The following is an 11,987-nucleotide window of genomic DNA, read 5'->3' as shown; positions in this document are numbered from 1 at the left end:
AATCATTTTTTAAGCCGAATTTCGACTGGCGTTTGTATTTCCAAAAAGGGAGCGCGTTACAATCTTCTCATAAACCGCAATTAACGCTTGGTCAGGATGTGAAAATGCATTTAGTTCTTTTATTTTGATTAAAGCATACTGCTGTATTACCAACAATGGCAAGACAATACGTTCTCTTGATTCAACAGAAGCTTTACCATCAGGATAGTTTTCCATCAATGCAGAATGACCCGCTAGCTTTAACAAAAGTCGCTTTGTTTCATAAAACTCATCTGAAATTAGCGTCCAAAACGAACCGAATTCGGGATCATTTTTCATGTATGCTGTCAAAGGTAAAAAAGATTTTGCCAAAGACATCATGCTGTTTTCTAACAAGGTTCTAAAAAATAATGAATCTGCATACAGGTCAACAAGTTTTTGCCATTGACCTTTTTCCTCATATTGTTTTAACGCAGCACCCACGCCGTAAAATCCAGGAACATTTTGCTTCAACTGACTCCATGAACCCACAAATGGAATTGCTCTCAGATCAGCAAAGTTCAATTGAGCTGACTTATTCCTTTTAGAAGGCCGACTTCCAATATTTGCCTTCGCATAATATTTCAAAGTACTTACTTGTTCCAAATACGGTACAAATTTTTCGTGATTCTTGAAAGCCACATACTTTTGAAAACCAATTTCTGCCAGATCATCTATAATTTCAATTTGCTCAGGAGAAAGCTTATTTTTATTGGTATCAAATAATTCACTAGACACTCCAGCGGTCAACAAATTCTCAAGATTAAACCTGCACGAATCGACTGTTCCAAAATTAGAACTGATCGTTTGTCCTTGAATGGTAACTTGAATTTCATTGTTTTCAATGTCAGGACCTTGAGAAGCGTAATATTTATGTGTTTTCCCTCCTCCACGAGCTGGTGGTCCACCTCTACCGTCAAAGAAAACTACTTTAATGCCATGTTTTCTTGACACCTCACTTATGGATTGTTTTGCTTTGTAAATACTCCAATTTGCCATTAAATAACCACCATCTTTGGTTCCATCAGAAAAACCAAGCATAATGGTTTGCTTATTCCCTCTTCTTCTTAAATGTTCAGCATAGTTCTCATCTGTATATAATTGCTCCATTACAGCATGCGCGGTCTTTAAATCGTCTATCACTTCAAAAAGAGGCACAATATCAACTGTTGGCTTTTTCCATCCGGATAACGCAAATAATCCGAGTGCTTGCATCACATGCAATGCATTTTCGTTATTACTTATGATATAACGATTACAACCAAATTCACCATTGCGTTCTTGTATCGCTCTCATTGCCCTAATCGAATCTAACGTTGCTTTTGTCTCCTCTGAAAAATCTGCTGGATTTAAATCTGCAGATAGCGTTCCCAAAATTTTTATTTTTTCACTATCAGGTTGTTTTCTGTAATTTTCAGGAAAAATCAATGTCCCGTTCACAGCATCACTCGCGATAATTACATCGTACACATTACCATGAATTTTACTATTTTGACGAATATCCATGGTTGCAAAATAGAAGCCAAACAATTGTACTTTGTTAATCAAAATTTCCAGATCCTCTAAATAAAGAGATTGATGTTGTTCAATTAATATTCTTTTTATTTCACCTAAATTTGATTGCAATTCTTCTAATGTAATCCAAATTTCTCCCGTAGAATAGAAGACAGAACGGTAAAGCTTTGATTCAATTCCCTGTACAATAACGTCTATTTTTGAGAACGTTAACTTTCTTTTTAAAGCACGAATATCAGTATAATAACATTTAAGAATAGAGGTTCTTAATCGGCTTGCTACTTGCAGTGTAATTTCATTAGTCACAAATGGATTCCCATCCCGATCACCACCCGGCCAGAAACCGAACGCAAGGATTGTATTGCCAATTTGCTCTCCTTTAAAAATATGATTTTGCAAATAATGTAGCATATCGCCGGCGGTATGATAAAACACATTTTCCAAATACCAAATCAAACTGACCGCTTCGTCAAAAGGCGTTGTCTTCTCCTTTTTGATAAATGGAGTTTTCCCCAATTGTGAAAGCAGTTGCTTGATTTGCAATAAGTCATTTTTACGAACAGCTTCCGTTAAATCGGTAATAATTCCAAGCACGGCTCCAGGGTAAAACTGCGTTGGATGCGCAGTCAAAACGGTTCTGACACTAAACACTTGAAGAAATTGCTTCAATTTTTTAAAAACGTTTTCCGCATCAGCACGCTCTTTAATATTACGAAGCGACCCTTTTCCTTCCAAATTATTTACAACGGCAAAAGCAGCGTCTTCTATAGCGTCAAACAATACGACCTGCCGCTCAACATACTGTATGAATCGAAACATGAGGTCAATTTTATGTTGTTCGGATTGAACTTCCAAATATTTATCCGAAAAACCGTCAAAAATTTGAACTGGATTCCATTCCTTCTTAAATCCGCTTTCGCATGCGTCGGAAAAAAGAGGCAAGAGCGAACCTGTATTGTCTATTGCGTCAAAGGGCAGCGTTAAAAAAACACTATTGTAGATGTAGTATTTAGAGAGCACATTCTGATTGAAACGTTCAATTCTGGGAGGAGTATACATTTTAGCCTATTTTATTTTACTAAATTAACAAAAAAAAACCTCAAGTTTACACTTGAGGTTCAGTTATTACATTTAAAAATGTATTACATATTTTGAAAAATAGTATGCATCAAACGTTTTTTATCGTTGATACTCTCTTCCAATGAAATCATGGTTTCCGTACGGTAAACACCTTCAATATCATCGATCATAAAGATTACATCCTTAGCATGCTTCGTATCTTTTGCTCTAATTTTACAAAAGATATTAAACTTTCCAGTAGTTACATGAGCTACTGTTACAAAAGGAATATCATTGATACGCTCCAAAACAAATTTAGTTTGAGACGTATTGTTCAAAAATACCCCAACATAAGCTATAAATGAATACCCTAACTTCTCATAATCAAGCGTTAAAGAGGAGCCCATAATGATACCAGCATCTTCCATTTTCTTAACACGAACATGAACTGTTCCAGCAGAAATAAGCAATTTTTTTGCAATATCTGTAAAAGGTACACGTGTATTATCAATTAACATATCTAAAATTTGATGATCTACCTCATCTAATCGAAACTTACTCATAGCAGTGATTTATTATAATTTTTTCTTCAAAACAATTTGAGTACAAAAAAATCAATTAATTTTCATAAAAATGAATTTTTGCTATTTTTTTACCAAACCATTAACAAAGTAAACGCTTTTATCAAGTGAAAAATCGGCTTTTTCACCTAATTTCGGAATATTATCGTTATTATCTGTGTAAATGGCTTTTTCAAAGTGAAATTCATGGTGACCAAATATACCGTCACAATTTCCAACTTTAGCAATAAAACCGTTAAAAAATATTTTATCTTCTATTAACTCCTCTTGCAATTGAACTGCAAAATTCGTTATAAAATTTGAATCTTCATAATAAACATCTACGTTTTTAAAAAGAAAATCGAAAAAGTTTTGCATATTTTGCGGAATTCGCAGGTAATCAGTCAAAACTGAATCAACTATAACGTTTTCGTTCAATTTCTTAAATGCTGATAATAATGCAATGAAAACGTATTTTCGCGTTTCCTCCCGATTATAATCATCAGGATAATGTCCTGCTTCAATTAAAATTGTTGGCGTTTTCAACACCTGAAACGTATCTCCCACGCAATTTATATTAAAACCGTCATCAAAGCGGCCTATTTGACCAGGAATTAATTCGCTTAATGTCTTTGCCATTTGCATGATTGCAGCAACAGATTTCATGCGAGAAACATCATATTGTTTCTCATCATTAAATGAAGGTGCTAAAAATGAAATAGTTGCTGGTTTTCCTGTAGTCCCCACTCCAAAAATGGTTCTCTGATCATGTAAATTATAACAATATTCAGGCTTAAAAGACAGAAAGACATCCATCAAAAGACGACTTTCCGGCTGTGATAGATTTTGAAAATCACGATTTAAATCAACTTCATTCGCATTTACTCTCGTATAGACTTCTGCTCCATCTGGATTAAGTATTGGGATAATTGCAAATGAGTACATTTCGAGAATGGAGGAAGCAACCGCAGAATCCTGATAAAGGAAATTCAAAAAATCGATTAAGCCTTTCGTCGTTGTGGATTCATTACCATGCATCTGAGACCACATCAATATTTTAGTTTTACCTTGACCTAGTAGACATTTATAAATGGGCCGACTTTGTACAGAGTAACCTTCAATTTCAATTTTAAATTTGTCTGACCAACCTTGCAATAATGGTTCTACCTTCGAAAGATTAACGTACCTGCCACTAATTGTATTTTCTTTACATTCAATATGTATTGCTTCGTAGTTCATAGTGTGTTTTATATAGATTACAAAAGTAAACATCTTTCTATTTACAATTGTAAACGTTGAAATTCAGCGAATTGTTTACTTTTGTAAACATATGAAAATGAAATATTTTTCACTTATGTAACAAAGATTGATACTCTGTTAAAGTATTTTAATTTTTAATTCTATATTATTAATTATCATTCTTTTAAATTAATTTACATGAAGTAAAAATTTAATGATTTTACGTGTTGTGATTACATTTTACTATTGTAACTATGATATTGTGATTTAAATTATTTACATTTGTAACCACCTTTTATTTATATCAATAATTATGTTGAACCCAGAGGAATTTATTAAGAGATTGGAATTTATTATGGACCATTATAGCTTGAGCGCTTCGTCCTTTGCAGACAAAGTAAGCGTCCAACGCTCTAGTATTTCTCATCTTTTATCGGGACGAAATAAGCCAAGTTTGGACTTTGTTATGAAGATTTTGGAGGTCTTTCCAGAGTTAAATTTATACTGGATTTTGAATGGATCAGGCACTTTTCTACAAAAAGAAAACGCAGATCATAAAGACGTAGATGCTGAAATCGCTCCTAAAAAAAAAGAAGTTTCTGTCCCTCAAAATTTAAATACATTGTTCTCAGATGAAAAATTTGCCAATGTAAAGGATGAAAAATTAGCTTCCCCACCTATTGCAACGGACAATAATTTCAATGAAAAGCAAATTGAACGAATCGTAGTTTTTTACTCTGATGGTACATTTCAAAGTTACAATCCATCTTCTTCTAAATAAGAAAGTCCCAACCTTATAAAAGATCGGGACTTCCAAAACCAATAAAACAAACACAAAATCAACTTAAAAATTAGAGTAATTAAACCAACCTTATACCTCTATGTACGTTGTCCTTTTTACTTTGGTTTTATAAAATCACCTATTTTTTTGACAAATTGCTAAGAATAATCTTTTATATGTACTCTAGGACCGAACATGATTTGACGCACTTCTTAATAATCATTAATTTAAATCTAAATAAAAGTTTAGGATCAGAAAATAAATGCTGTTATATTTCCGCAACTTCCTTATTAAAACAATGATTTACAGGCAGTTTGGTATTATAGTTGTAACGTAGGATATAAATCCAATTTTAAAATATAAAGTATAATTCTTAAGTTCTTCGTAACTTTGTAAAAAATTATAGAACAAAGAAGTTAAAATTCTTACTTTAAATCGAAATCTTATCGGAAAGCCCCCTCTTTCTGGTTTAATAAACCTACTATGAAAAAATATTTTACCCTACTGTTATTCTTACTTTCCATTTTTCTTACCGCATCTGCACAACCTGCTGAACAATATACCGTAGCCTCAACTACAGCAACTTTGAGAAGTGGACAGGGAAAAGAATTTGATATTGTAGCTACACTTTCTAAAAATGAAATTGTTCGAGTTTTAAAAGTCAATGACAATGGATGGTGGCATGTGGATTACAATGGTAAAGACGGATTTATTGTTTCTCAATTTTTAAAGAAGAGAAGCAATGAAGGATGGATTCCAACTCAATACGAAAGTGGCGACACACCACAATGTGATAACGTAAAACCCGAGTACGATTTAAAATTGGACAATCACTTGAAAGTAACTGTCAATTCTAAAACGGACGTTGTACTTAAATTAATGAGAAGTGAAAAAGCCGGTGACGTTTGCATCCGCACCGTTTACATTGAAAGCAATGATTTTCTCTTGATTAAAAATATTCCAGAAGGAAAATATTATTTAAAATTAGCCTACGGAACCGACTGGAGGCAGAAAAATATCAATGGAAAATGCCAAGGCAGGTTTACAGAAAATGCCCGATACGAAATTGGCGAAGAGCGGCTAAATTATAAAATTGTTCAGTTTAGTACTAAAGTGGACATTCCATCCTACTCGCTTTCACTTGGCATGAAAGCAAGAGAAGGAATTGAAGCTACTTTTAACAGCAATCAAATTTCAGAAGTCGAATTCAATAAATAAGAATTTTATTACGATCCACTGAAAAAATCTAAGCAATAAAACGTAGTATTGCATAGACTCGTTAAGGAATTTTTAAACAATATTTTATTATCTCTATGCTCAAAAAATGGCTAAGCTATTTCATTCCAATTAATGTAGAAAGCGTAAAATCGAAGTGGAGTAAAACCCTTGAAGTAACTTGGGCTAATGGCCAACTCGTTTTGGATTCACGAAACACCAATTATTCCTACGGAAGTCTGCAACGGATTTTAAGAATTGGTTTGCTTAAGATTGGCTTTGCTCGTATTAAAAAAATGGATCATATTTTAGTGCTTGGTGTAGCCGGTGGAAGTGTTGTCAAGACATTAGTAAATGAAGTTCGATTTACCAAAAAAATAACGGGCGTTGAAATTGACGCCGATGTTATCACAATTGCCAACACTTATTTTGAACTTGATAAAGTACCGAACCTTACTATGATCCTTGACGATGCCTTCGAATTTATTTTAAAGACGAAAGAAACGTACGACCTTATTATCATCGATATTTTTCAAGATACTAAAATGCCGAACTTCTTATTCGAATCTTTTTTTGTCGATCGAATTTTGGATGTGCTAAATAGAAATGGTGTAGTATTGTTCAATACCATGTGCCTGACCGACGCTGATAATTTGAGAAATAGTGCCTACCTGGAGCTCTTTGATAAAAATCGGGTTTCTGTTCAAACCATTCCAAGGATTGAAGCTCACAATGAATTGATCATCGTCGAAAAAAAATCTTAAATATTCTTTTATCCAACGTGTTTCTTAAGTAATTGAAAAAGCTTCTGCCGGTCCGATTCAATAATTTCTGATAAATTAATACTTACATCAGAACCAGCCGACCTCCCAATTGTTAGAGTATTCTCATGCATTGCAAGTGTCTTAATTTCTTAAAAAGCAACTGATTTTCCGTAATAGGGTTTTATTCGAATTACAAATCCTTTTTTATTCCATTGTACATTATTTTTATACCAAAATAATCTGCTGTAAAAAATCGCCTGAATTAGAAAACCAACCCTATTGCAATACTTGTAGATGGTAGCGTTTTCAAGTTCTAAAGGTTTAAACAAACCCAACAGAATAAGTACTAAAGATAAGACCAAAAGCACCTTCCAAAATCTCTGTTTGCCTAAATCGTCAAAATGTAATTTTTTCATCTGATTCTATAGTTCCATGTTCTCAAACTACATCGAAGCGTATTAAGAGATCACGCCACTACCCAACAACTCATCGCCTTCATACCAAGCGGCAAATTGCCCTTCCGTTATGGCAGATTGCGGTTCTTCAAACACAATGTACATGCCTTCCGTAACTTGATGTAACGTACATTTTTGCAACGGCTGACGGTATCTAATTCGTGCCATAGTTTCGCGTGTTTGATTTTCGGCTAAAGCCAAATCTTCACGGATCCAATGGGTTTCATCATTTTTAATAAATAATGCATTTTTGAAAAGTCCTGGATGTTCATTTCCTAAACCTACATATATTGTGTTAGTATCCACATTGGTGGCAATTACAAATAATGGTTCAGTAGTTCCACCTACATTCAACCCTTTCCGTTGACCGTTTGTAAAATAATGAGCACCTTGATGTTTACCCATCACTTTTCCCATTGTTGGTAAATAGGATCGGCTCTTTGCCTCAAAGGCAAATTGCGCTTCTAGACTTGCGTTTTCTGGATATTTTTCTTGATAAATTGGATCGTTTTTATCAATTTGTACAATTAAACCTTCTTTAGGCTGCAATTTCTGCTGTAAAAATTCAGGTAAACGTACTTTTCCGATAAAACACAATCCTTGCGAATCGCGTTTTTCGGCGGTAATCAATTCCATTTCTGCAGCAATTTTACGTACTTCCGGTTTGGTTAATTCACCTATTGGAAACAAGGCTTTGGAAAGTTGATCTTGCGAAAGTTGGCATAGAAAATACGATTGGTCTTTATTATCGTCTTTTCCGGAAAGCAATTGAAACACTTTCTCTCCACCTACTTCCATTTCGCCTTTGCGGCAATAGTGTCCTGTAGCAACAAAATCAGCACCTAAACTCAACGCAATTTTCATAAAAACGTCAAACTTGATCTCTCGATTGCAAAGTACATCTGGATTAGGTGTTCGACCTTTCTCGTATTCGTTGAACATGTAGTCCACGATTTTTTCTTTGTATTGTTCGCTTAAATCAACGGTTTGAAAAGGAATTCCTAGTTTTTCGGCTACTAATAATGCGTCATTACTGTCTTCCAACCAAGGACATTCATTGGAAATTGTTACCGAATCATCGTGCCAATTTTTCATGAACAAACCAATGACCTCATATCCCTGCTGTTGCAAAAGATAAGCGGCTACACTTGAATCTACACCTCCTGAAAGACCTACTACTACTCTTTTCACCTTGAATTAATTTAGTGTGCAAAAATACGACTTAAAATCAGTTATAAAAGTTAAGGTCACTTTAATTTTTCTGCAAAAAAAATCCCGAAACTATGGTTTCGGGATGTCACTTCTTTTTTCAAACTTTACTCGTAGTGGATATTTTTCTTTTTTGACTAGTTTACCATCTTCATAAAATTCCCAAATGCCTTTCCTCTCGTTCTTTACAAAAGTACCCTTGCTCACTATTTGACCGCCAGCATTTCTGTAAATTGCAGGTCCGTCGTACTCGTTGTTTTTAAAAGTTGCTTCTTCTACTACGGTTCCATTTTCTAAATACACTTTGTACAAGCCTTCTTTTTGTCCATTTTTATAAGTGGTTTCTTCAGCAATGCTTCCATTAGAAAAGTATGTTTTTTGAATACCTTCTAACGTACCGTTCTTGTAAAACTCTTCTTTCATTAATTGGGTTGATGCTTTATGGTAGAACTTCCAGCCACCTTCGTTTTTTCTATTTACGGTTTTCCCTTCGCTTACCTTATTTCCTTTTTGATCAAAGAAGGTTGTGAAGGCGACGGCTCCTTTTTCAGAAAAAACACGTGTAGCAATTAACGACTTGGCCTTTGTATCATCAAAATAATTAAAGGTCCCCACTTCCACTCCATTTTTAAAACTACCTTCGTACCGCGGCCGTTTCGAATCTTCAAAAACACCTTTCCACAAGCCGTCTTTTTTTCCCTTGGCATCCAATTGATTGATTTTTTCTTGTGCAAATCCACTGAATAACCCAACAAACAGCATGATAACTGCAAAGACTATTTTATTTGTTTTCATAAGCATTGATTCCTTTATTGAGAGCACAAAATTAGGATTTATTTGTTGTAAAACGTCAGAAAAGGCAATTTGTTGTTGTATAAGTTGTGGCAAACGACACATTTTCAATTGAAATACTTTCCATTATGCGGATCAAAATAGTATAGCGTCAAACTTTAGCTTTTTACCAAACAAAAAAGCATTCTATTACAGAATGCTTTTCTAAAACGCAATGAAAATAACTTATTCCACCAGGAATTTCTTCTCCATACGCTTCCCATTAGTATCGATGAGTTTCATAATATAAAATCCCGACTGCAATGCCGCCGTATTTATCGAAGCATTTTCTATAGAAACAATGCCTTTTTGAATCCTGCTTCCCAGCGTATTATAAAGTTCATAACTGGCGTTGGCATTCAAATTTGAAATATGCAATACATCGCGAGCTGGATTTGGATGTACAAAAACCGCAGTAGTATCAAATTCTTCATTACTTAATGGTTGGGCATATAATCGTGCAAGATACACATCACGACCAGGTCCTGTTTTGGTTAAAATCGTAGTACCTATTTGTAATGTGGTACTCTCAAAAGTACCACTAACAATCAAATCATTTTCTGTTCTACAGTGAATTGAAATGTCATTGTTTGCATCTAAATTGGTAACCCCTTTTGTCCAAACTGGCGTACCTAAATCTGTGTATTTAGTTACAAAAAACGAACCCACATTTCCTAAATTTAACAGCTTAACAGTATTTGAAAAGTGAATATAGGTCGCAAACGTTAAACCCGCTGCATATACATTTCCCAATTCATCAGTTGTCAATGAACCCATTAGCGTAGAATTATCAGCTGCTTGAGGAGTTGTCGCCCATTGAAGTACTCCTGCTGCATTGTATTTTATTAAAAAAAACTGTGCTCCAAATATCGCTGTTAAAGTTGTAGTTCCAAACTGTAGTACATTTCCAAATGTTCCGCCTAAATATACATTGTTGTTCAGATCCGTTGTTACCGCCTTCCCATGCGTATTTATTGGATACAATGTAGAACCCGCGCTGTGTGCCCAAAGTTCAGTTCCAGTAGCATCATATTTAACTATAAACATGTCAGAAGAATTATCTGTAAGTCCCTTTGTCAATGTTATAGTTCCAAAATGCAATGTATTGTGAGCGAATGTGCCACACATTATTACGCCTCCACTGTTATCCACAGTCATTGAATTAGGTACGGTACCAAAAATATTGGCTTCATCACTTGTACCCATTCTTCCCCATTGAGGAATGCCATCTGCATTGAATTTTAATATAAAAGCCCTTGTATTATTAACTGTTACGTGTTGCGGATCAATAGATACAAGCACCGATTCAAATGTTACGGTAGCACTTCTAGAAACACCGGAAACAAATACATTTCCAGAGTTATCGACTGCAATGTTATTAAGATAATAATTATCGTAAGTTCCAGTATCTTTCTTTGCCCAAATGAAATCGCCACTGCTGTTTAATTTTGCAATATAATACGGATTATAACCTAATGTAAGTGCTGTAGTTCCTAAAGTGATGTTGTTTCCTATAGTACCAATGATGTATACATTTCCCAAACTATCTGTGGTAATACCTACCATAGTATCTGTTTTGTTGGTACTTATTTGTTTATGCCAAAGTAAAATTCCTTGGTTTGTAAACTTAAATATATAAGCGTCACTAAAACCATCTTCGCTACCGTTGTTCAATGTTAAATCCCCCATTGTAACATTGGCGCCATTAAAATCACCAACCATATAGACATTTCCATCATTATCCACAGCTGAAATATTTTGTTTGCCACTTGTGTAGGTATCTATGTTCTTTGCCCAAGTCCAACTCGGTGTTTGAGCATTTGAAATGCTGAAAACTATAAGAGCTAATAAAAGTAAAATTTTCTTCATCACTTAAAATTTAGTAGGTTATATTTTATTAAAATGCTTTTAATAGAGAATAAGTTGTTATAAAGGTATTTTTTTATGAGATTAGTTCCTATTAATTCTGTACCTATTGAGCAAACGATGGATTTGATCGAGTAAAGGACTGTGTTGGTCGAGAAAATTGATTTATTGTTTGACAAACTTCACCGTTTTACTTACACCAAAGGAATCCGTCAAGTTCGATAAATATACGCCAGAAGTTAAATCACTGCAATCAATATTACTACCTACTGTGTTATTCTTTGCCACGAGCCGTGGGAAGGAAATACGGTTGCGTTATTCTTTGCGATGACACTTTTAAGAAAGAGTGTGTGTGTGTGGTTAAGAATTATTTAAACGTCTTGTAACGCATACTTTGTCACTCCGTAGGATTCTAAAGCAATGTTGCTCGTGGTAATAGATTCCTACGGAATGACAAATTAATGAGAATATGTTT

Annotated in this window: 10 protein-coding genes; 3 read left to right on the top strand and 7 right to left on the bottom strand. The window is 34.4% G+C overall.

Translation table 11 applies throughout. The features are described from left to right. Nucleotides 1-9: 9 nt before the first annotated feature. The 3 genes from H602_RS0111195 to H602_RS0111185 form a co-directional block, all read right to left on the bottom strand. The gene (locus H602_RS0111195) at nucleotides 10-2,592 is read right to left on the bottom strand and encodes a phosphoenolpyruvate carboxylase (RefSeq protein ID WP_026978075.1); all 2,583 of its coding nucleotides are present in this window, start codon (nucleotides 2,590-2,592) and stop codon (nucleotides 10-12) included. An 83-nt stretch (nucleotides 2,593-2,675) separates the two neighbouring features. Then, complete coding sequence (locus H602_RS0111190; protein WP_022828573.1) at nucleotides 2,676-3,155, bottom strand: Lrp/AsnC family transcriptional regulator; 480 nt, start codon at nucleotides 3,153-3,155, stop codon at nucleotides 2,676-2,678. Nucleotides 3,156-3,236: 81 nt separating this feature from the next. Then, a complete protein-coding gene (locus tag H602_RS0111185) occupies nucleotides 3,237-4,391 on the bottom strand; it encodes a M14 family metallopeptidase (protein ID WP_026978074.1) in 1,155 nt (384 codons plus the stop codon). A gap of 313 nt (nucleotides 4,392-4,704) precedes the next feature. Between H602_RS0111185 and H602_RS0111180 the strand changes: the two genes are divergently transcribed. From H602_RS0111180 to H602_RS0111170, 3 genes are all read left to right on the top strand, one after another. Continuing rightward, nucleotides 4,705-5,172: a helix-turn-helix domain-containing protein gene (locus H602_RS0111180; RefSeq protein ID WP_026978073.1), complete on the top strand. Its 468-nt coding sequence runs from the start codon at nucleotides 4,705-4,707 to the stop codon at nucleotides 5,170-5,172. A 483-nt stretch (nucleotides 5,173-5,655) separates the two neighbouring features. After that, the gene (locus H602_RS19390) at nucleotides 5,656-6,390 is read left to right on the top strand and encodes an SH3 domain-containing protein (protein ID WP_051224412.1); all 735 of its coding nucleotides are present in this window, start codon (nucleotides 5,656-5,658) and stop codon (nucleotides 6,388-6,390) included. A gap of 95 nt (nucleotides 6,391-6,485) precedes the next feature. Beyond that, complete coding sequence (locus H602_RS0111170; protein ID WP_026978072.1) at nucleotides 6,486-7,151, top strand: spermidine synthase; 666 nt, start codon at nucleotides 6,486-6,488, stop codon at nucleotides 7,149-7,151. 149 nt (nucleotides 7,152-7,300) lie between these two features. Here the strand turns inward: H602_RS0111170 and H602_RS0111165 are convergent, their stop codons facing one another. The 4 genes from H602_RS0111165 to H602_RS0111150 form a co-directional block, all read right to left on the bottom strand. Next, the gene (locus H602_RS0111165) at nucleotides 7,301-7,567 is read right to left on the bottom strand and encodes a hypothetical protein (protein WP_026978071.1); all 267 of its coding nucleotides are present in this window, start codon (nucleotides 7,565-7,567) and stop codon (nucleotides 7,301-7,303) included. A gap of 42 nt (nucleotides 7,568-7,609) precedes the next feature. After that, nucleotides 7,610-8,797: a tRNA 2-thiouridine(34) synthase MnmA gene (gene mnmA / locus H602_RS0111160; RefSeq protein WP_026978070.1), complete on the bottom strand. Its 1,188-nt coding sequence runs from the start codon at nucleotides 8,795-8,797 to the stop codon at nucleotides 7,610-7,612. Nucleotides 8,798-8,887: 90 nt separating this feature from the next. Then, a complete protein-coding gene (locus tag H602_RS18745) occupies nucleotides 8,888-9,610 on the bottom strand; it encodes a toxin-antitoxin system YwqK family antitoxin (RefSeq protein WP_035759512.1) in 723 nt (240 codons plus the stop codon). 222 nt (nucleotides 9,611-9,832) lie between these two features. Next, a complete protein-coding gene (locus H602_RS0111150; protein WP_026978069.1) occupies nucleotides 9,833-11,515 on the bottom strand; it encodes an SBBP repeat-containing protein in 1,683 nt (560 codons plus the stop codon). Nucleotides 11,516-11,987: the final 472 nt, after the last annotated feature.

The sequence above is a fragment of the Flavobacterium tegetincola DSM 22377 genome, from assembly GCF_000425485.1.
Lineage (GTDB): Bacteria > Bacteroidota > Bacteroidia > Flavobacteriales > Flavobacteriaceae > Flavobacterium > Flavobacterium tegetincola.
This window is presented reverse-complemented; position numbering and strand designations above follow the sequence as displayed.